Raw genomic sequence first — 20,147 nt, 5'->3', positions numbered from 1 at the left:
ACAATGCTAAACATTCAGAATCTGAACATGGCGTATTTCGACAGTCACGGCGTGAAAGTCGCGGGCATTGAAAACGTGAGTTTCGAGGTGCCTGAAGGCAAGCTGTTCACGTTGCTCGGCCCGAGCGGCTGCGGTAAGTCCACTACCCTGCGCTCGATTGCGGGCCTCGAAAAACCCGATGACGGAAAAATCACGGCGAGCGGCGTAACCGTCTTCGACGCGGATCGCAAGACCTTCGTGCCGCCCAACAAACGTCAGTTCGGCATGGTGTTTCAGTCGTACGCGATCTGGCCGCACATGACCGTTTTCAAGAATTGCAGCTTTCCGCTTGAAGTCGGCACGAAGAAATTCACGAAGCAGCAGATTGCCGACAAGGTCATGCGCGCACTCACCGCGGTCGGCCTCGATCATGCAGCCGATCGCGATGCAACGAAGATGTCCGGCGGCCAGCAGCAACGTCTGGCCCTCGCCCGCGCAATCGTAATGGAGCCGAAACTGCTGCTGCTCGACGAGCCGCTGTCGAATCTCGACGCGAAGCTGCGCGACAAGATGCGTTTCGAGCTGAAGCGTCTGCAGCGCGAGCTGAACGTCACGACGATCTACGTGACGCACGACCAGGAAGAAGCGCTCGCGATGTCGCACGAAATCGCGATCATGAAGGACGGCCACATCGTTCAGAAGGCGCGGCCTCGCGATATCTACGAACAGCCGGCCAACCGGTTCGTGGCGGATTTCATCGGCACGACGACCTTTGTCGATGGCACGGTCCGGGACACGGACGGTCAGAAGCTGACCGTTCATTCGAGCATCGGCCCGATCACGGTGGCTCACGGCGACGGCATGAATGCCGGTGCAAAAGCCGTCGTGTCGTTGCGCCCGGAGAACCTGGAAATCTTCGATAGCAAGCCGACGCTCGAACACGGCAACGTGTTCGAAGGCACCGTCTATTCCAAAGTATTCCTTGGCGAAACGCTTGATTTGCAGATCAAGGTCGGTGAACAGATTTTGCTCGCGCGTGCGCATCCGTCGCATCGCCAGCCGGTCGGCTCGAAGATCTGGGTCACCATTGATCCAGCCCGCTGTGTCGCGCTGAACCCGCAGTAAATTCGCTGTACCAACAAGGAGGCACTATGTCTGAAGCAAACATCGACACAAACACGATGTATGAGGAAGATCAGCGCGCTGAGGAATCGCATCACAGCACCGCTGGCAATGTGAAGAATCGCATTTTCGTGCGCGGTATCGAAGGGGCGTACAGCCTGAGCACGGAACTGGAGCGTCTGCGTTCGGTTCCGCGCGTGCGCAAAGGCAAGGAAGTCAAGTTCAGCAAGGGACCGCAAACCTTCAGCCGCCACTACGTGCAGCCGAAGAACGGAATCACGCAAACGTTCCACCTTCATATCGAGGAGTACTCGCCGGGCGGTCACTCGCAGAAGCACGGCCACGTGAACGAAGCGGCGTTCTACATTCTCGACGGCATCGGCTACGAAGTACACGACGGCATCCGCTACGACTGGGAAGCCGGCGACATCGCGATCGTCCACAACAACTGCGTGCACCAGCACTTCAACCGCAGCCTGGACAAGCCCGCGCGTGCGCTCGTCATCAAGACGAAGCCGATGTTCATGTTCATGAACATGCTGTTCCAGAAGACCGTCGAACCTCGCCCTGACGAGCCGTCGCCGACCGGCGTTGGTTTCGTCGCGCGCATGGAAGAAACTGATTTCAATCATCCGGAAGGAGGCTACTGATCATGGCATGGACCGAATCGGGAAACTGGCTGGCAGGCAAGGAAAATAGCGCGCTTTACAAGGGCCTGCTGGAAAACGCCGAACAGGCTCCGGAGCGCAACGCCAAGCGCGCAAAGATCGTGCGGCCGGAAAACATGCCGTGGGAAATGTCGCGTCAAGGCCTGCTCAAGCACCTGCTGAACGAAGGCATGAACACGCGCATGGAGACGGTCGACGCGTACATGCAGATCATTCCGCCGGGCAGCAAGTCGGGCAAACACCGTCACCTGGCCGAAGAGTGCCTGTACGTGCTCGAAGGTCGCGGCTATGACCTGCACCAGGACTACGATGTCGAAATCGTCGATCAGTACGCGTGGAAGCCGGTCGGCGAACTCAAGCGCTTCGAGTGGGAAGCCGGCGACGTGATCTATATTCCGCCCGGCACCGCGCATCAGCATTTCAACGCGGACCCGGAGCGCCCCGTACGCCTGATCTCCGCGATCAACCGCATTTTCTGGAAGTGCGGCCTCAACGATCTCCAACAGCTCGAAGACGCGCCGGAATACGACCCGAGCGTGACGCTCACGGCCGAGAAGATTCGCGAGTACCTGAAGAATACGGCGACCGTCTAAGGCGTACCCGGATCGGTTAGCTTGCAGGTCTGCGAGCTAACTTGTTGTATACGCAACCCGCATTGAATGGAGAAGTAAATGAGCAAGAACGCAGTCGTTTCCGAGGACATGGCGAAGAAATTCGCTTCCGAAAAGGAAACCGCGTATACGCGCTGGGTTGCCCAGCAAGGCCTGGACATTATCGACGGTCATTACATCCAGGACCTGCGTACGGTCGATCTGAAGGATTGGGCGCGTCGCGGCGGCAAGGGCGTCTACATCAACCACGAAGCGTCGCGCACGTCGAACGACTGCTACGTCTGCGAAATTCCGCCGGGCAAATCGCTTGCGCCGCAGCGTCAGTTGTTCGAAGAAATGATCTACGTTCTGAGTGGCCGGGGATCGACTACCGTTCGCAACGAAGCCGGCGCGGAAGTCACGTTCGAATGGCAAGCCGGGGCCCTCTTCGCGATCCCACTGAACTGCTGGCACACGCACTACAATACGTCCGGCAAGGACGCCGCGCGTTTCGTCGCGGTCACGAACGGTCCGCCTACGATCAACGCGCTCGAAGACATCGATTTCATCTTCGGCACGGCGTACGATTTCAAGAACCGTTTCAATGGCGAGCCCGATTACTTCGCCAACGGCGGCGAACAGAAAGGCCTGCTGATGGACACGAATTTCGTCGCCGATGCGGTGAACCTGCCGCTGATCAGCGCCGCCGAACGTGGTGCCGGCGGCGGTCACATCCGCTTCAGCATGGCGCGCGGCTCGCAGAACAGCCACATTTCGCAGTTCCCGACCTCGACGTACAAGAAAGCGCACTCGCATGGTCCCGGCGCGCACGTCATCATCATGAGCGGTTCGGGTTACTCGATGATGTGGCGCGAAGGCGAAGAGCCGAAGCGTTACGACTGGCAAACCGGTTCGCTCATCACGCCGTCCAACGGCGAGTTCCACCAGCACTTCAACACGAACCCGAATCCGTCGCGTTACCTCGCGCTCAAGCACGAAGTCGTATCGCAGCGCAATTCGCAAGGCGTGCCGAAGGCCTGGATTTCGCGTCGCATCGGCGGTTGCCAGATCGACTATGCGGACGAAAACCCGGTCATCCGTTCGACGTTCTCGTCGGAACTGGAAAAGATCGGCCTCTCGATGCAGATGGATGGCGCATACACGAAGGAACTGGAAACGCTGCCGCCGCTCGCGGTTTGAATTCCTGCCGCTGAACCGCTAATCCGGTACGGCTAAAGGTGTGGGGTACATCAGGCCGATGTGCCCCTGCCGAAAATAAACACATCGGAGACTCTTGATGAAGAGTAATTTCCGCCTCGCAGCCATTGCTGGGCTTCTGGGTGCCGCGCTGACGTTCATGGGTTCCAGTCCCGCTTTCGCAGCCGGTTATGTATCGAGCGAATCCGTCGCGCAATACAACGGCGCGGATCGCATGCAAAAGTTGATCGCCGGGGCGAAGGAAGAAGGCAAACTGACGGTATATGCGTCGCTGCCGCCTGACGATTTCAATCCGGTCGTGCAGGCCTTCGAAAAGAAATACGGCGTACACGTGACTGTCTGGCGTTCAAGCGCTTCGGGCATTCTGCAACGCGCCATTTCGGAAGGCCGTGCCGGCCGCTACGAAGCGGACGTGTTCGAAACCAACGGCCCGCAGCTCGAAGCGATGTACCGCGAAAAACTGTTGCAGCCGATCAATTCGCCGGTTCTGAAATCGCTGATTCCCGAAGCGATTCAGGACAACAACGCCTGGACGGCGACGCGCCTGAACGTGTTCACCGTCGCGTACAACACGAACCTGATCAAGAAGGCAGACCTGCCGAAGACGTACAAGGATCTGCTCGACCCGAAATGGAAAGGCAAGCTCGGCGTGGAAGGCCAGGATTCGATCCCGTGGTTCGCAGGCACGGTGCAGGAACTCGGTGGTCAGCCGGGTATCGACCTGTTCAAGCAGATCGTTGCCAAAAACGGCGTGTCCGTGCGTCGCGGCCATACGCTGCTGGCGAATCTGGTCGCCTCGGGTGACGTGCCGATGGCTTTCGGCATCTACAACTACAAGGTCCAGTCCATGAAGGAGGCCGGCGCTTCCATCGACTGGTTTTCGATTGGATCGGCCATCACCCAGCCGAACGGCGTCGGTGTCGCGCACATGCTGAGGCATCCGAACGCGGCCGTGCTGTTTTATGATTTCCTGCTGACCGAAGGCCAGGCCATGTATGCCGATCACGATATGGCTGTGACGAATACGACGGTCAAGCACAAGCTGCCGAGCGTGGCGATGCAGATCATCTCGAACAAGGACATCATCGACAACCAGGCGAAAAACCAGGCGCTGTTCAATACCGTATTCAACGGCATGAATTAAGTCCCGATCAGAAAGAGGTGCGTCTGGTCCACGCACCTCTTCTTTCAGGCAGATCCAAAGTATCATTATTATAAGGACTGCTTTCCACGCGGATAATCTTTATCTGTCATGGAATCTTATGCGTGTGTTTCATTTAACACGGGATAGGCCGTGCATTTAGTGCCGCGTTCCAGCAGGGGTTTGTACCAGATCGCAAAGTATATCCTTTTTCATTAGGTATACTTATTTCTACAAATTGCGGCATTTCTGCATGCAGATATCTGTCGATCCACACTGAATTTTTATTAAATCAAGGTCGGAGACTCATGAATAAAAAAATACTCGCACTGATGTCCTTCCCCGCTCTTGCAAGTATTGCAAGCGTTGCCCACGCACAAAGTTCGGTTACGTTGTACGGCATTGTGAACGAGGGGATCAACTACATCAACAATCAGGGCGGTGGCGCCGTGGTTGGCCTCATCAAAGGTCAGACCAATGGTAGTCGCTGGGGTCTGCGCGGTACGGAAGATCTTGGCGGCGGCCTGAAAGCCGTCTTCGACCTGGAGAACGGTTTCGACGGTTCTGCCGGCACGCTCTCGCAAGGCGGCCGTCTTTTTGGCCGCTCGGCATGGATGGGTCTGCAAACGCCGTACGGCAGGCTCACGTTCGGTCGTCAATACGATGCCATGCACGACGATGTCGGCGAGCGCCTGTCCTCGACCGGAATATGGGCGTGGATCGGCAGTCACGTGGGCGACTTCGACAACCTGAACGCCAATTTCCGGATGGATGGCTCGATCCGCTATATCTCGCCGACGTATGCCGGCGTCAAGCTCGATCTGTTATTCGCACCGGGCGGCGCACCGGGTAGCTTCGCCACCAACCGTCGTTATCAGGCTGCGGCGACATACGATTCCGGCCCGATTATCGGCGCAATCGCGTACGAGAATCTGAACAATCCGGCGGTGTCGGTTTACGACAGTGCTGCTGCACCCGGCACGTCGGCCTTCTCGTCGCCCGGCAAGTCGCCATCGTTCAGCGGCTTCCTGTCCGCAGACACGCAAGCCATCTTCGCAGCAGGTGTCGGCTACAAATTCGGCACCGGCGGCCAGGTCAGCTTCGTGTACACGCGAACCGTCTTCAGCAATATGTTGCCAACGAAAACGACGCCGAATACCGGGTCGGCGACGTTCAACAGCTACGAAGGCAACATTCGCTACCGCGTGATGCCGACACTGCTGCTTGCGGCAGCGTATGACTACACGACCGTGCGCGCGCAGGGCAGGGCGGCGCACTATCACCAGGTCAACGCCGGACCGGATTATTTCCTCTCCAAGCGAACCGACATTCAACTGAGCGGCGTATGGCAACTCGCCTCCGGTATCGATTCGACCGGCAAGTCCGCGGTCGCAACGATCGGCTCGCTCGGCAGTTCTTCAACGCCCACGCAGGTTGCAGTCAAGCTCCTTCTGCGGCATCGCTTCTAAAGCCGCTTGATGGACGTGCGAGGCTCTGTTGCATGGAGCCTCGCGTTATTTCGGAAATTTCGCACGCGCACTACGTATGAACGACACGATCCAACTCACCCCACGTCACTTCAAGGCGGCTGTTGCTGTCGAACCATCACGCACGGAGATTCAGACGTTCGAGCGCCCGGCAATTACGCCGTCTACCGGATTGCTTCGCGTTGCGATTACGGGCGTATGCGGCAGCGATGGCCCTTATTACCAGCAACTTCCTCAAAGCCGCGGGCCGCTGATTCTCGGGCACGAGACAGTCGGCCATATCGAAGAAGCAGGCGAGCTTGCCAGCACACGTTGGGGGCTTAAAGAAGGCGATTACGTCGCGCTCGAAGAATACGTTCCGTGCGGTCATTGCGAATATTGCCTGTCGAACGAATTCCGCCTGTGCAACGCAACAGATTGGCGCCTGAACGGTCTGCGTTATGGCGCAACCGGCCTGAAGACCGCGCCGTCTTTCTGGGGCGGCTTCAGCCAATACCAGTACCTGCAACTGAACACCGTATTTCACCGCGTGCCCTCGAGCGTCGCACCGAAACACGCGGCACTTGCCCTGCCCCTTGGTAACGGTATCGAATGGGCTTACTTGCAGGGCGGCGCAGGTCCAGGCCAGGCAGTCGTCATCCAGGGTCCTGGACAACAAGGCTTGTCGTGCGTCGTTGCAGCGCGCGAAGCGGGTGCCGAAAAAATCATCGTCACGGGACTGTCGACGGACACCGACCGCGAACGTCTTGCACTGGCAAAACGGCTCGGCGCGGATCACACGATCGAGGTCGATCAGGAAGACGTGCTCGAACGCGTAGCCGACCTCACGGGCGGCTCGATGGCCGACCTCGTGATCGATTGCGCATCGGGTGGTCCGGCCACCGTCGTCTCCGCAATCCAGCTTGCGCGAAAGCGCGGAACGGTCGTACTCGGTGGGCAAAAGCGCGTGCCGATTCCCGAATTCAACAGCGACATGATCATCGCGCGCTTTCTCACGGTGAAAGGCATGCGCGGTCACAGTTACCAGTCCGTAGAACTCGCATTGCAATTGATCGCCGCGAACCGCCACGACGTTACGCAGATGAGCACGCACACGTTCGGTCTCGACGACACGGACCTGGCGTTGCGCACCTTGCAGGGCGAAGGTGTCAGCGGTGCGATTCACATGACGATCGATCCGTGGAAGTAAGCCATGCCTGATTACCAGACCCCATCCGAAGTGCGTTACAGAATTCAGACGCCGAATTCTTCTCCTCGGCGCATTCGCGTGATCGCGCTGACGGATAACGACCCCGAAGTCGCAAGCTGCCGCACATACGCCGATGTGGAGTTTGCGATGGCGAGCGATCTCGCCGCGCTTTCGCAAAGCTCTGATACAAGTGCTGACCTGGACTCCGAGGTGCTAAGCGAATGGCTCGGCACGCCCGATACGGTCGTCATTTCGGGCCGCGACGGTGACGATGCCCGAGCGATGGCAATCGCGGCAAGGACGTATCGCATGCATGGCGTCACCGTATCCGTCGTAATCAGTCCTTCCGACAGGAAATCGAACAGCACGGCCGATATGTTGCGTCCTTACAGCACGATGATGGTTCTTCCGACGAAGGCCGGTTATCTGGACGACCTGCTTTCCGCACTCGGCGCGTAACAAGGAGAATATTTTGCAGCGCGACATCAATCGATGGTGGACAGTACTCGGCGGCGCAGTCTGTGTTTCCGTCGGCGCGGGGGTATTGTCGGCATTCATGTTCGGCATGTTCATCAAGGCGATCGCCGCGGAGAATCACTGGAGCCGTGCACAGGTTTCGCTCGGCTTGACCGTCTTCGAATTTTCGATGGGACCCGGCACCATCCTCCTCGGCTCGCTCATCGACAAAATGGGTGTGCGCCGCCCCACCCTGTTATTTCTGATCCTGTTTGCGGCATCGACGGCTCTCGTGGGCGTGTTGCCGGCGTCTCCATGGATATTCGCACTGGCATTCGTTGCGGTCGGCCTGTTCGCACCCAGTACGAATGCACTGCCTTATGCGAAAGTAATCTGCGCTCGCTTCGACCGCCAGCGTGGCCTGGCACTGGGCTTGATGGTTGGCGGCACGGCAGTGGGCGCGATGTTCATGCCGCACTATGCGGGTTACCTGCTGAAACACTTTGGCTGGCGTGCAGGCTATTTCGGCGTCGCTGCGTTGATGGCCATGTTCTCCGTTCCCGCGCTTTACTTCCTCGTCAAAATGCCGCCGGGCGTCGACGAAGAACTCGTGCGTAAAGCGCATGAAGCTAGACGCGAACTACCATCGCTCTGGTCGCTATTCCTCAAGGATCGGACTTTCCGCCTGCTGGGCCTTTCGATCTTCTGTGTGTCCGGCGTGCTGCTCGCGTTGCTTTCGCAACTCGTACCCATGATGAGCGATCGCGGCGAAACAGTGTCGGCTGCCGCAACGATGCTGTCGATCGCCGGTTTGACATCAGCGCTCGGCCGTCTGCTCGCTGGCTGGTTGATGGACCGGATTCATGCGCCCTATTGTGCTGCGATGTCGTTCTCGCTGACGCTCATTGGCGTGCTCATTCTCGCAACGGGCGCGACCGGTTACACCGCAATGATTGCCGCCGGACTGATTGGCGTTTCAATTGGCGCGGAAGCGGACATCATTACGTTCATCGTAAGCCGCTACTTCGATCTGCGCCTGTTTGGCCGGGTATGTGGTGCGATGTGGATGGCGTGGGGATGGGGTGCGGGCATCATGATCTTTGCATCCGGACTCTCGTTCGACCTCACGCACTCCTACACGATTGCCCTCTGGACGTTCTCGGGATTTATTTCGATCGCCGTCGTCTCGATCATGTGTCTCGGGCCATACGTGTATCCGGAACAGCGTGATCCGAAGCGTGCCGCAGTCAAGGCAGGCGCCTCAGCCTGATCCCAATGGTACTGGCGATCCTGACACGGCACAGGACAGGTAGTCGCGATGCCTGGCGTGTGGCGCCGACTCTGAACGCCAGCAGGTCTGAAACGGCTTTGTTCGCGCGAGGCCGTTTAATGACCCGATTGCGTTGTGCCGTGCATGTCCGGCCCCCAGGAAGTCGCTGCGTTCTGTTGCTGCTCGAGGACGGCCTTCGCCTGCTCCAGATTCTCCGGATAGCTGTCGTCGGCGACACCGGGGTTGTAGCCCGCCGCTTCCAGTTGCTCAAGTTCCTTGACCACCTGGGCGTGCGTGATGGGCTCAGCAGCATGCGACAACATTGGAACAAGGATGGCAGCAGCGCAAACAGCATTGATCAGGAGTTTCATGGCCTTACCTCTGGGGTGTGGACGTCTGATTTGTCAGATCACTATCTCATTATTATAGGACCGCCATGGGGAAATTACTAATTTACACATGACGGGATTGATTACCAATTAATTCAACGCAGATCGTTCCCGAATGCGGGCAGCGAGCAAAATTGCCGGTCGTACCAACGATGTCGAACCATGCCGTGCGCGCATTGTTGTAACGAATCGGACCCGATGGATTCAAGAAACCTAACCACGTCAGTTATTCCGTGGCATGCGCGAACACCCGAGCCTCGCAGGCGCACTAGCAGTAGAGCCCGAAGTACTGTTGATGGACGAGCCGTTTTCTGCGCTCGATGCGCAGATGCATGAAACTATGCAGACCGAATTGATGCAGGTGCGCGAATCGCGCGATACACGGGCACGCGCCAACTACAGCCCTGAATGCTGCCACATTCGGGGCGTTTTATTTCAAACATGGAGACAGGATGACTACTCGACGTACCATTTTGAAAGCCAGTTTGGGCCTCGCATCGAGCGCGGCATTCGTGCCGTTCCATGCCAGATCGGCCGAGGAAAATTCGTCGAATCTTGCGCTGGCAAACTATGCCGGATCGGATCGCGCAGCCCGGATTCTCGCAGCGGCAAAGAAAGAAGGGCAAGTGAACTTCTACACCACGATCGCAAAATCGGACCTCGAACCATTGTTCAATCCGTTTGAGAAAAAATACGGCGTCAAGGTCAATACCTGGCGTGCAGGAGATGAGCAAGTCGTGCAACGCGCCGTTTCAGAAGCGCGAGCCGGCCGTTTCATGCCCGACAATGTGCATGTCGGCTCTTCATTCCTGAATAATCTGCGACAGGAGAACCTGTTGCAGCCTGTCGCCTCGCCCATGTTCGCAGACCTGATTCCAGGATCGGTGCCGGAACATCGCATGTGGGCTTCGACACTGCTCTCTGTCTGGGTTCAGTCCTACAACACGAACACCATCAGGAAAGAAGACCTGCCCTCTTCCTTTGACAATCTGCTGTTGCCGAAATGGAAAGGCAAACTCGGCATCGAGTCGAAGAGCTCCGACTGGTTTGCAACCATTTGTCAGCAGATGGGCACCGAAAAAGGCATTGCCTTCTTCAAGGAGTTGATCGCCACTAATGATGTGTCTGTCCGCAACGGCAACTCATTGCTGAACAATATGGTTGCCTCAGGCGAAGTGCCACTCGCGCTCGAGACGTACAACTACATGCCCATGCAGGCGAAGCGTAAAAATGCGGCTATCGACTGGTTCCTGTTGCAGCCAGCGGTGGCGCGAGCGAATGGCATTGCCCTGTTCAAACATGCACCGCATCCGGCTGCGGGCATATTGCTCTACGATTACATGCTCTCGCTGGAGGCGCAAAAAATTCTGGCGAACATGGACTATGTTCCGACGCATCGGAATATCGCGTCACCTTTCCAGAATAGCCAGATAACGCCTGTCGATCCTGCAATGTCAGCAGCCGAGCGCACCAAATGGAACAACCTCTTTAACCACCTGTTTCTGAGCTAGGCTCCGCATTCCTTCGATAAAAAGCTGCCTCGGTTCAAGGCAGCTTTTTTACTTTGCGATGGATTGCTTCATGCCACTGGATTGCGACGCACCAGCAATATCCGAACCGTACGCGGTATTGGCTTCGTTCTGTTGCGCCAGGATGGTCTGCGCGTGCTTCAGGTTCTTCGGGTAGCCGTTGACGTCGGCAGGGTCGTAGCCCGCGTCTTCCAGTTGAATCAGTTCCGCGCGTACCTGCGCGTGCGTAAGCGGCTCAGCGGCATGCGACAGCACCGGAGCGATAAGGGCAACTACGAAGGCAATATTGATGAGCGATTTCATGTGAGAGTCCCGTAGCGATTCGTGGGTGGCGCACCAAGGCAACCCGTGGAAACCATTATACGGGTTTTTACTTACCGTGTGTTAACTATAAAGGAAACAAGTTCTTATATACGGAACAAATGTGAAAACCTGTCGGTGCGCGACGGCGGGCCAGATACCGGACGTTTCGCAAGCAACTTGTCAGGTCGCTGCACGAGACGGCCCTGGAACCCGTCAAACTTCCGTTACCCCGGCTGGCTGAGCATTGTTGCAGCAGCCTCGACGTCCTCCGGCCATATCGGTTCACCACGAATGCAGGGAACCCGATCAGGAAGGCAAGCAGGCACCACTCGACCTGAGAATATGATGCGTCGCAAACCTCCAGGTAGACATCGCTCATCCCGAACACGGTACAGGCACCAGCAGCCTCCTCCGCGACCGGTTTGTGGACGTCGATGCGCCGCGCCGCTTCGTCCTCGTCGACCAGACTGTTCAAGGCCCCTGGTCACCCCAAAGGTTAGGTTAGTGTCCAACCTTTGGGGCGCATTTCAAATTCAACAGACGTGTTGTTCTAATGCACAGGAAAGCTTAGATTTTCTTCAGCACATCTGCGAATTTCGCCTCCACCTGCGCGATCAGCTCCTTCGACCCCCGCGCAACAGGCGGGAAGCTACCGTTCTTGATGCGTTCGAACGGACGGCACGCGTCGATGATCGCACGCGAGTTCGTGGACGAAGCCGAATCGTAAATCGGATCGAGCGGGCCGCTCCACGCACGGCGAATGATGTCGATGTCCTGCGCCGGATCAGCGCGCGTGCAGATCGCCCACATCACGTCAAACATGTCGCTCGGATCTACATCATCATCCACGACCACAACGTAGCGGCCCATATACGAACCCGATTGACAACCCGCGGCCAGCAGCCCCGCCTGCTTGGCGTGACCGGCAAACGCCTGCTTGATGGAAATCACATTGAACATGCGCGCGGCTCCGGCCTCGTGAACCCACACGCCCTTCACACCAGCCAGGCCGGCACTTTCGATTTCATCCCAGATCATGCCGGACTTCATGACGCACTTCGAGAAGTTGAAATCCGAAGGCGGGCGCATCGGAGATGCCATCGTCAAGATCGGATTCTTGCGATGATAGACACGACGCACACGCACCACCGGCTGTTCGCTCGGATGGTTCGCATAGTAGCCGGTGAACTCACCGAACGGGCCTTCGATCTTGTCGTCGCCCGGCATGATTTCGCCTTCGAGCACGATTTCCGCATGCGCCGGCATCGGCAGGCCATACAGTTCGCTCCTGACCGTTTCGAACGGCGCGCCACGGTGACCGCCAGCGTAATCGTATTCGGACAACCCCCATTTCAGTTCGTTGCCCGACGCGAGGAACATCAGCGGGTCCATGCCAACGCAAATCAGGACCGGCGTAGGCTGGCCTCGATCCGTGTATTTCTGGCGAATCTGACGACCCTGTTTGCCTGGCGACATCCATAGACCGACGCTCTTTTCATCGTGCACCATCACGCGGTAGGTGCCGAGGTTGATCCAGCCTTCATCCGGATCGCGCATGATGACCTGGTCATGCGTGCCGATGTAGCGCCCGCCGTCCAGTTCATGCAACTTCGGCACCGGGAATTTGAGTACGTTTACATCGTCATCGCGGTCGACAACGTCAAAGATCGAGCCGGTTTCGACTTCTCGCGGCGGAATCGGCTGGAATGTCTTCATGCGATTGCGGTACGCCTGCACCACATCCATCGGGTGTGCCGGTTCCGGAAAACCCAGTGTGATTGCCAGTCGCTTCGATGAATTCGTTGCGCCCGACAGCACGCGCATACCGGGATAATCCGGGATGTCTTCGAACAGGATCGCGGGTGCTTCGGCGCGCTTGTGATTGACGATTTCCGCAATCGCCCCCATTTCCAGATCCCAATGTACGCCCTTCATGTGCACGAGTTCGCCCGCGGCGTCGCAACGTTCGAGAAATTCACGCAGATCGGCGTGCGGAGTGTGGTTTGTCATCATGTATTCCTTGTGTTGTCCATACGAAAGCACGGACAGATTCCGTTCAGGAGTTTTTGGGGCGAACGTATTGCAGAACCATCGAGAAGATAGCAGCGATAAACATCGGCACCGCAATCCAGATGAACATCGACTGCACGCTGAAATTCTTGCTGAGCAGTAACGCGCCAACCATAGGGCCGCAGATCGAGCCGATACGACCCACGCCCAGATTCCAGCCTACCCCGGTGGCACGAGCACTCGTCGGATAAAACACTGAAGATACAGCGCTCAGGCCAGATTGAGCGCCGATCAGAAACATGCCTCCGAGAAACAGCGTCGGCAGGATGATGCTGCTCTTGTACAGGAAGCCGATAGAGCCGATGAAGAAACAACCCAGGAGATAGCAAGCCATCAGCACGCGGTGCGGATTCAGGCGATCCATGAAGCGGCCAAAGACAAACGTACCGGCAACGCCACCAAACTGCATCAGCGACGTACCCAATGCAGCATTCGCAAGCGAACGGCCATCACTGTTGAGCACGGTCGGGAGCCACGAGGCCAGGAAATAAATTTCCAGGAGGCTAATGAAATAAATCACCCACAGGATAAGTGTGCCGGGTGCTCGCCCCTCCTGGAACAGTCCAGCGACCGGCGTGCTGCTTCTCTTCTCATCGCGCGTAAATTCGACAATATCGCTCAGCGGCGAAATGCGCTGCTTCGCCTGCTCGATACGTGCTGCATCCGCATTGCGATTCACGAGAAACACCAGCGACTCGGGCAACCACATGATGAGTGCGAGCGCGACGATCAGCGAAACGGCGCCGGCGGTGTAGAACACCGCTTCCCAGCCGTAACGCGGCAAAATGGACGAAACCAGTACTCCAGCAATTGCGCCACCAGCGGGAAAACCGCAGAACATGGACATCACCATAACGCTGCGTGCGCGGGCCGGGGCGATTTCTGCCGTCAGCGTGATTGCAGTGGGCATCGCGCCACCGAGGCCCAGACCGGCGATGAAACGCCACGCGAGCATTTCAGATGGCGATGTAGCCATACCGGTTGCTACCGTGAAAATACCGAAAATTATCGTGCAGGCAATCAGCATACGGCGGCGACCGTATAGGTCCGCCAGCACACTGCAACTGAAGCCTCCGATAAGCAAGCCCAAAAGGCCCGTGGAGAAAATTGTGCCCATCTGCTGATGATCCAGATGCAGCGCGTTATGAATGGCAGGTGCGGTATATCCGATAATCTGCGTACTGATGCCGTCGAGAAACACCGCGAGGCCGCACAACACCGTCGTAAAAATCTGGAACACGTTGACGCGCCGCGTTGCCAGCCAGTCTTCCACCGTGATCGGTGCTGCATTCATACTCGTTGTGCTCATGTTCTGTCTCCGACGTTCTGTACTTTTTCGACTTCCTGTTGCGCCTTGAATTTTTGTCCGCCGTTCCAGCGCTTCGCGATACCGACATCGATATCGAACAGATCCAGTGCACGCGAGACAGTCTGATTGACCATATCGTCAAGTGTCTTCGGTTGTGCGTAAAACGCAGGAACCGGTGGCATGATGATTGCCCCGTTGCGCGTCGCCTGTGCCATCAGTTCGATATGCCCGGCGTGAAAAGGCGTCTCGCGAAGCATCAGCACGACGCGACGACGTTCTTTCAGGCAAACATCAGCCGCGCGTGTGATGAGGTCCGCGTCATAGCAATTGGCGATGCCGCTCAATGCACGAATCGAGCACGGCGCAACCAGCATGCCGCAAGTGCGAAATGAACCACTGGAAAGTGAAGCGCCAATGTCCTTGTAACTGTGCGTTGCGTCCGCAAGCTCACGCAAACGTGCCAGTCCAAGACCGGTTTCCTCTTCAAGCGTCCGCAAGCCTGACGGCGAAACGACCAGATGCGTTTCGACATCCGCTTGCCCACGCAGGATTTCGAGGGTCCTGACGCCGTAAATCGCACCGGAAGCCCCAGTGATACCTACTATCAAACGTTTCATTTACACCTGCTTGTTTTTACCATGCTCGAATGACATACCGCTCCACAAGAGAGGCGGCGCGCTACATCAGAGCTTAAAGGACCACTGCATCCAGATGCGCTCGCCTTGCGGACGGTTCTGCACCAGCATTTCGTGCTGCCACTTCACCGTCACAGCCGTTTTCTTGGTGAACTGATACTGGATCTGAGGCCCAATAGCGACAGCGCGGCCGTAAAAGCCATCACCGTTAAATGGAGTTCCGTTTTTCTGTACGTCACCGGAAATCTGCTTGTAGTAATACCCGTTCAAGCCCAACGACAGTTTCGGCGTCACCTTGCGCATGGCAACGAATTCCGTCACGGTTTCCTGACCGCTGCGGTACCCATCGTTGAGATTGCGACCATTCCAGATGTACGTGAAGTTCATCCCGATTGTCGTTTTGTCGTCGGGATGTACATCGATGCCGTAGCTGGGCAAAAACGCCCAGTAATGGTGACCGACGTTGAACGGCTGGCTCGCCGCGTAATTGCCAATCGGCACGTTCACCGTCAATCGCACTGCCTGATTCACATGTCCGAGAAACGGCGCATTGAAGCTATTGCCGATCATGACGGGAGTAATCAGCGGATCTGACAGGCCCGTGTCGTTGCCGTGAATCATCGCACCGCCTGGCGGCTGACGATAAGTGTTGATGTGAAAGAACGGCAACAGCGCGGCCATGCCGAAGCGGAAGCCGTGAAATTCTTCCGGCAGCACATACTGGAAGCGGAACGCCTGCACCTGAACGTTGGACGAGAACTGCTTGAACTTGTTATTGCCGTTCGAATCCTTGAAATTCCCGGAGTTATAGATCACCGTGAACGATTGGAATTGCATACCGGGATCAAGAGTACCGGGAAAGATCGTCTGCGCTCCAATCACGTAGGCGGAATTGCCGCCTTCCGTGGCCCCCGCGGAGGCGGCGCACAATGCTACCGCGCACGCAAGCACTGCTTTTTTAGAGTTTTTCATTGTTTTGTCTCCTTCTGCTACCGACTAGTTCGTATAGTCAGGTTGTTGTTTTGGTGCTGCCGTGAAAAAAGCCGGGTGCTGCATCGCGTGCTGATAGATTCGCATGCTGCGCGAATATGGCGTCAGGTCACAACCCATGCGTTCAGCGTTCGCGATTTGAGGAATGAGGCAGCAATCCGCGAGCGTAGGTGCGTCGCCAATGCACCAGTCGTCGCCGCCTGTATCAGTCAGAAGACGTTCAACTGCCTGCATGCCTTCCACGATCCAGTGCCTATACCATGCGTTTTTCTGTTCCGGTGTGACCTTCAATACGCTGTCCAGATACTTCAGGATTCGCATGTTGTTCACGGGGTGAATATCACAAGCGATGAGCGTCGCTAATTCCAGAACGCGAGCACGCGCGTCTATTTCACCTGGAATCAGCAATGGCTCCGGATGTATCTGATCCAGCCAGTCGATAATTGCCAGCGACTGTCCGAGGCTGAAATCGCCATCGACCAGCGCCGGCACACCCGCGGACGGATTAATGCGCTCGACGTATTCCCGGTCGCGATGCTCGCCGGTGCGGATATTGACCGGTACGTACTCGTACGGAAGTCCCTTGAGATTGAGGGCGATCCGCACGCGGTACGATGCCGAACTGTTGAAGAAGCTATGTAGTTCCATCAGACAACCAGCACGGTCAGTTCGCCCAGGCGATCGACGCCGACCTTTATCGTCTGGTCCGCGACGACAGGACCCACACCTTCCGGCGTGCCCGTGTATATCAGATCGCCAGGTTCGATCTGGAAGAATTGCGACAGATACGAAACAGTTTCGGCAACCGACCAGATCAGGTGCGTGACATCGCTCTTCTGCTTCGTTTCACCGTTCACGGTCAACCAGATACCCGCCTGCTCGAAGTGACCGACTTCGCTCGCACGGTGGATCGGGCCGATCGGCGCGGAGCGGTCGAAGGCTTTGCCGAGTTCCCACGGGCGGCCCATTTCGCGCATCTTCATCTGGAGATCGCGGCGCGTCATGTCGAGGCCAACTGCGTAGCCGTACACATAAGACAACGCATCTTCAACGGCAATGTTCACACCGCTCTTACCGATTACGGCGACCAGTTCCGCTTCGTAATGGTAGTTCTGCGTCTGCGCCGGATACGCGAGTTCCAGCGTTTCGCCATATGCGGCCGGTACGACGGCATTGTCCGGCTTGCAGAAGAAGAACGGCGGTTCGCGATCCGGATCGAAGCCCATTTCGCGGGCGTGTGCCGCGTAGTTACGACCGACGCAGTAGACGCGGCGTACAGCAACGCTATCTTCCGTTCCGAAAACGGGAACGGCAACGTGCACTTCAGGGGAAAAAATAAACGCCATCTTGTTTCCTTATGAATGTAAAGCGAGCTCTAAATCCGCTCTTCGCGCAGCAGATTGAGAGCGCTGACGATCGGGCGATCCGAATAGCTGAAGATCACGGAATCGACGTCAGCATCGAGACTCACCGTCACCCAGGACGGCACGACAAAAATATCCTTCGCCGCGAATTCAAACGTCCTGTCACCGACCTTCGCGACGCCGGAACCTTCCACAACCGAATACACGGTCGCATCGGTCGTGCGGTACTGGCGGCCACGAAACCCGGCAGGCAGGAACTGCATGAAAGTCGCCATGGTCGGCATCGGCCAGCTACCGGTGGCAGGATTAATGAATTTCAGCTTCACGCCATCCCATTGATCCACCTCGCCATGGCGATAGAGCGTATCGAGCGCTTCACGCGTACGGTCGTATGGATAGCTGAACAACGGCGAGGTCGGGTTGCTCGCGACATGACGCACCGGCAGCATGTTCTGGGCGTAACGCGCGGCGCTATCGCCAGATTCGCGTTGCACCGGTTGGACCTTGCCGGGATAGTTCTCTGCGAACCCCTGATCGAGTTGGTAGACAATCGGAATATCCAGGCCGTCGAGCCAGATAACGGGTTCGCCGCCGTCTTCTTCAGTCTTGTTGCCATGGTCGTGCCACGTCCACGACGGCGTGATAATGAAATCACCCGGTTGCATCGGTACACGTTCGCCATCGACGGCCGTATAGGCGGTCGAGCCTTCCAGAATGAAGCGCAACGCCGATTGCGTATGACGATGGCTCGGCGCGATTTCACCGGGCAGGATCAATTGCAGCCCGGCGTACAGCGCGGGCGTAATGCTGGCCTTGTCGGGCAGGCCCGGATTCTCCAGGAACAGTACACGGCGCACCGCTTCCTCAGCTGTAATCAAGCCGCCCGACTGCATCACCAGATCACGAACCTCCGCGTATTTCCAGATCGCTGGCCGTGCTTGCGGGCGCGGTTGCGGCGGCACCAGGTTGTGCAGCGACTCCCACAACGGGGCCATATTTCTATGTTTGATCTGGCCGTAATACGCGGCACGGTCTGCTTTAACGTCTGTCATTTCGTCATCTCCTGTTACGCGGCCTTGTTCGCCAGACCTTCGAGCGTGTACCCGGCGACGGCCTTGTAGCTGCTCGTGATTTCGCGCAGCTCATCCAGGCTGATTACGTCGGTGATCGACGCGAACGGCTTGCCGCCCGTGCGCTCGTGCACGACCTGGAGAATCTTGTCGGGCGGTGCCTTGCGGTTCGCCAGTACGACGTTGCCCGTCGCCGTGACACGTTCGCGGTCGTACGCTTCCAGCGCTTCAGTACCGACGCCGAACTTGACGAATTGCGCCGTCAGATATTCCGCATCCATGATTGCCTGACCGGCGCCGTTCGAACCACGCGGTACCATCGGGTGTGCGGCGTCGCCCAGCAGCGTCACACGCCCATGCGTCCAGCGCGGCAGCGGCTCCTGATCCACCATCGGGAACACGAGAACGTTTTGGGTCGACTCGATCATCTTTGCCACGTCGAGCCAGTCGAAATGCCAGTCCTTGAAGACCGGAAAGAAGTCGTCCAGGCTGCCCTGCCTGTTCCAGTCGCGCATTGCAGGCTGCGGCGAAACGGTTTCCGCGACCCAGTTCATCAGTTGCGTGCCGTCCGGATTGCTCAGGATCGGGTAGATCACCATCTTGCCGGTGTCGGCCGTCAGCGCACCGGCACGTGCGAACGTCGCGCCATCGAGAAACGGCGACCAGTTCAGCGCGCCGCGCCACATGTTCACGCCCGTATAGTGCGGAGCACCTTCATCCGGGTAGAACTGCTTGCGCAACGCCGAATGCAAGCCGTCGCAGGAAATCACGACGCTGGCTTTCACCGTGAATTTCTCACCCGCTACGTTCTCGAATTGCACATGTGCTTCATCGCCCACGGTAGTTGCGCCGATGCAGCGGCGATCCATAACCACGGAATCCGCCCCTAGCCGCTCCTCGACGATCTTCAACAGCGCCAATTGCAGTTCGCCCCGATGAATCGAGAATTGCGGCGTGGCATACCCGGCGTTCGTGCCGAGTGCTTCGGTATAGATGTGCTGGCCGTACTGGTTGAAGAACGACGCGTTCTGCGTCGAAATCGAAATCTTCGAAAGCGCCTCATTCGCGCCCAGGCGTCCGAGCACGCCGGTCGCGTGCGGCAGGATGTTGATACCTACGCCGAGCGGTTTGAGTTCCGGGACCGCTTCGTAGACACGGCAGTTGATACCGGCTTCATGCAGGGCCAGCGCGAGGGTCAACCCGCCATTGCCCGCGCCGATGATCGCGACTTCACATTCCTTGTTCATGCAGCTTTCCTCACCTCAAGATTTGTCGCCCCAAAAACGACAGACGTCTGCCGAATAGTACTAAGAGACTTTGATGCAAGTCAAATTCCTATCACCCTGGGGTATGTACCTACTTGCGGCC

20 protein-coding genes are annotated in these 20,147 nt (G+C 57.5%); 10 read left to right on the top strand and 10 right to left on the bottom strand.

The annotated features are described in order from the left end of the window. The first annotated feature begins 3 nt into the window (after positions 1-3). From F3J19_RS07305 to F3J19_RS07265, 9 genes are all read left to right on the top strand, one after another. Positions 4-1,104, top strand: coding sequence for an ABC transporter ATP-binding protein (locus tag F3J19_RS07305; protein WP_167039262.1), 1,101 nt, complete (start codon positions 4-6; stop codon positions 1,102-1,104). Between the two features lie 26 nt (positions 1,105-1,130). Further along, on the top strand, positions 1,131-1,751 hold the full coding sequence (locus tag F3J19_RS07300; protein WP_167039260.1) for a cupin domain-containing protein: 621 nt from the start codon (positions 1,131-1,133) through the stop codon (positions 1,749-1,751). Between the two features lie 2 nt (positions 1,752-1,753). Next, positions 1,754-2,362, top strand: a complete 609-nt coding sequence (locus F3J19_RS07295) for a cupin domain-containing protein (RefSeq protein ID WP_167039258.1) — start codon at positions 1,754-1,756, stop codon at positions 2,360-2,362. A gap of 78 nt (positions 2,363-2,440) precedes the next feature. Continuing rightward, the gene (locus F3J19_RS07290; protein ID WP_167039256.1) at positions 2,441-3,559 is read left to right on the top strand and encodes a cupin domain-containing protein; all 1,119 of its coding nucleotides are present in this window, start codon (positions 2,441-2,443) and stop codon (positions 3,557-3,559) included. Between the two features lie 97 nt (positions 3,560-3,656). After that, the gene (locus tag F3J19_RS07285) at positions 3,657-4,721 is read left to right on the top strand and encodes an extracellular solute-binding protein (RefSeq protein ID WP_205192628.1); all 1,065 of its coding nucleotides are present in this window, start codon (positions 3,657-3,659) and stop codon (positions 4,719-4,721) included. 305 nt (positions 4,722-5,026) lie between these two features. After that, positions 5,027-6,187, top strand: a complete 1,161-nt coding sequence (locus F3J19_RS07280) for a porin (RefSeq protein WP_167039254.1) — start codon at positions 5,027-5,029, stop codon at positions 6,185-6,187. 76 nt (positions 6,188-6,263) lie between these two features. Continuing rightward, positions 6,264-7,394 carry a zinc-binding dehydrogenase gene (locus tag F3J19_RS07275; RefSeq protein ID WP_167039252.1) on the top strand — a complete coding sequence of 377 codons (1,131 nt, stop codon included), beginning with the start codon at positions 6,264-6,266 and terminating at the stop codon, positions 7,392-7,394. Positions 7,395-7,397: 3 nt separating this feature from the next. After that, positions 7,398-7,853 (top strand): hypothetical protein, encoded by a 456-nt coding sequence (locus F3J19_RS07270; protein WP_167039250.1) that lies wholly within the window; start codon positions 7,398-7,400, stop codon positions 7,851-7,853. 13 nt (positions 7,854-7,866) lie between these two features. After that, positions 7,867-9,120, top strand: a complete 1,254-nt coding sequence (locus F3J19_RS07265; protein ID WP_167039248.1) for an MFS transporter — start codon at positions 7,867-7,869, stop codon at positions 9,118-9,120. A 116-nt stretch (positions 9,121-9,236) separates the two neighbouring features. On the opposite strand, the gene F3J19_RS07260 is transcribed toward F3J19_RS07265, so the two are convergent. Continuing rightward, complete coding sequence (locus tag F3J19_RS07260; protein WP_167039246.1) at positions 9,237-9,491, bottom strand: DUF4148 domain-containing protein; 255 nt, start codon at positions 9,489-9,491, stop codon at positions 9,237-9,239. 470 nt (positions 9,492-9,961) lie between these two features. Here F3J19_RS07260 and F3J19_RS07255 point away from each other — a divergent pair, with 470 nt between their 5' ends. Beyond that, a complete protein-coding gene (locus tag F3J19_RS07255) occupies positions 9,962-11,020 on the top strand; it encodes an extracellular solute-binding protein (RefSeq protein ID WP_167039244.1) in 1,059 nt (352 codons plus the stop codon). A 48-nt stretch (positions 11,021-11,068) separates the two neighbouring features. Here the strand turns inward: F3J19_RS07255 and F3J19_RS07250 are convergent, their stop codons facing one another. The 9 genes from F3J19_RS07250 to F3J19_RS07215 form a co-directional block, all read right to left on the bottom strand. Further along, a complete protein-coding gene (locus F3J19_RS07250) occupies positions 11,069-11,341 on the bottom strand; it encodes a DUF4148 domain-containing protein (RefSeq protein ID WP_167039243.1) in 273 nt (90 codons plus the stop codon). Positions 11,342-11,908: 567 nt separating this feature from the next. Then, a complete protein-coding gene (locus F3J19_RS07245) occupies positions 11,909-13,351 on the bottom strand; it encodes a UbiD family decarboxylase (RefSeq protein WP_275691458.1) in 1,443 nt (480 codons plus the stop codon). Positions 13,352-13,397: 46 nt separating this feature from the next. Beyond that, entirely contained in the window at positions 13,398-14,720 is a 1,323-nt protein-coding gene (locus tag F3J19_RS32550; protein WP_240158780.1) for an MFS transporter, read from the bottom strand. Beyond that, positions 14,717-15,337 carry a UbiX family flavin prenyltransferase gene (locus F3J19_RS07240; protein WP_167039239.1) on the bottom strand — a complete coding sequence of 207 codons (621 nt, stop codon included), beginning with the start codon at positions 15,335-15,337 and terminating at the stop codon, positions 14,717-14,719. The genes F3J19_RS32550 and F3J19_RS07240 overlap by 4 nt, the downstream gene beginning before the upstream one ends. Before the next feature lie 66 nt (positions 15,338-15,403). After that, the gene (locus F3J19_RS07235) at positions 15,404-16,327 is read right to left on the bottom strand and encodes a transporter (RefSeq protein ID WP_167039237.1); all 924 of its coding nucleotides are present in this window, start codon (positions 16,325-16,327) and stop codon (positions 15,404-15,406) included. Positions 16,328-16,351: 24 nt separating this feature from the next. After that, positions 16,352-16,993, bottom strand: coding sequence for a maleylacetoacetate isomerase (maiA, locus tag F3J19_RS07230; RefSeq protein WP_167039235.1), 642 nt, complete (start codon positions 16,991-16,993; stop codon positions 16,352-16,354). Next, on the bottom strand, positions 16,993-17,691 hold the full coding sequence (locus F3J19_RS07225) for a fumarylacetoacetate hydrolase family protein (RefSeq protein ID WP_167039233.1): 699 nt from the start codon (positions 17,689-17,691) through the stop codon (positions 16,993-16,995). Before F3J19_RS07225 ends, maiA begins: the two co-directional genes overlap by 1 nt. A gap of 29 nt (positions 17,692-17,720) precedes the next feature. After that, positions 17,721-18,761 (bottom strand): gentisate 1,2-dioxygenase, encoded by a 1,041-nt coding sequence (gtdA, locus tag F3J19_RS07220; RefSeq protein ID WP_167039231.1) that lies wholly within the window; start codon positions 18,759-18,761, stop codon positions 17,721-17,723. A gap of 14 nt (positions 18,762-18,775) precedes the next feature. Continuing rightward, positions 18,776-20,026, bottom strand: coding sequence for a flavin-dependent oxidoreductase (locus F3J19_RS07215; protein WP_167039229.1), 1,251 nt, complete (start codon positions 20,024-20,026; stop codon positions 18,776-18,778). Between the last annotated feature and the right edge of the window lie 121 nt (positions 20,027-20,147).

The sequence above is a fragment of the Burkholderia sp. Ax-1724 genome, from assembly GCF_011752995.1.
Lineage (GTDB): Bacteria > Pseudomonadota > Gammaproteobacteria > Burkholderiales > Burkholderiaceae > Paraburkholderia.
Note: the sequence above shows the minus strand (reverse complement) of the source record. Positions and strands in the feature narration are given on the sequence as shown.

Bases quoted from the DNA above. Each gene is read 5' to 3' on its own strand.
- F3J19_RS32550 (WP_240158780.1), bottom strand. From the start codon at position 14,720: ATGAGCACAACGAGTATGAATGCAGCACCGATCACGGTGGAAGACTGG.
- F3J19_RS07255 (WP_167039244.1), top strand. From the start codon at position 9,962: ATGACTACTCGACGTACCATTTTGAAAGCCAGTTTGGGCCTCGCATCG.
- F3J19_RS07225 (WP_167039233.1), bottom strand. From the start codon at position 17,691: ATGGCGTTTATTTTTTCCCCTGAAGTGCACGTTGCCGTTCCCGTTTTC.
- F3J19_RS07275 (WP_167039252.1), top strand. From the start codon at position 6,264: ATGAACGACACGATCCAACTCACCCCACGTCACTTCAAGGCGGCTGTT.
- F3J19_RS07240 (WP_167039239.1), bottom strand. From the start codon at position 15,337: ATGAAACGTTTGATAGTAGGTATCACTGGGGCTTCCGGTGCGATTTAC.
- F3J19_RS07270 (WP_167039250.1), top strand. From the start codon at position 7,398: ATGCCTGATTACCAGACCCCATCCGAAGTGCGTTACAGAATTCAGACG.
- F3J19_RS07300 (WP_167039260.1), top strand. From the start codon at position 1,131: ATGTCTGAAGCAAACATCGACACAAACACGATGTATGAGGAAGATCAG.
- F3J19_RS07235 (WP_167039237.1), bottom strand. From the start codon at position 16,327: ATGAAAAACTCTAAAAAAGCAGTGCTTGCGTGCGCGGTAGCATTGTGC.
- F3J19_RS07250 (WP_167039243.1), bottom strand. From the start codon at position 11,341: ATGAAATCGCTCATCAATATTGCCTTCGTAGTTGCCCTTATCGCTCCG.
- F3J19_RS07280 (WP_167039254.1), top strand. From the start codon at position 5,027: ATGAATAAAAAAATACTCGCACTGATGTCCTTCCCCGCTCTTGCAAGT.
- F3J19_RS07260 (WP_167039246.1), bottom strand. From the start codon at position 9,491: ATGAAACTCCTGATCAATGCTGTTTGCGCTGCTGCCATCCTTGTTCCA.
- gtdA (WP_167039231.1), bottom strand. From the start codon at position 18,761: ATGACAGACGTTAAAGCAGACCGTGCCGCGTATTACGGCCAGATCAAA.
- maiA (WP_167039235.1), bottom strand. From the start codon at position 16,993: ATGGAACTACATAGCTTCTTCAACAGTTCGGCATCGTACCGCGTGCGG.
- F3J19_RS07295 (WP_167039258.1), top strand. From the start codon at position 1,754: ATGGCATGGACCGAATCGGGAAACTGGCTGGCAGGCAAGGAAAATAGC.
- F3J19_RS07215 (WP_167039229.1), bottom strand. From the start codon at position 20,026: ATGAACAAGGAATGTGAAGTCGCGATCATCGGCGCGGGCAATGGCGGG.
- F3J19_RS07290 (WP_167039256.1), top strand. From the start codon at position 2,441: ATGAGCAAGAACGCAGTCGTTTCCGAGGACATGGCGAAGAAATTCGCT.
- F3J19_RS07305 (WP_167039262.1), top strand. From the start codon at position 4: ATGCTAAACATTCAGAATCTGAACATGGCGTATTTCGACAGTCACGGC.
- F3J19_RS07245 (WP_275691458.1), bottom strand. From the start codon at position 13,351: ATGACAAACCACACTCCGCACGCCGATCTGCGTGAATTTCTCGAACGT.
- F3J19_RS07285 (WP_205192628.1), top strand. From the start codon at position 3,657: ATGAAGAGTAATTTCCGCCTCGCAGCCATTGCTGGGCTTCTGGGTGCC.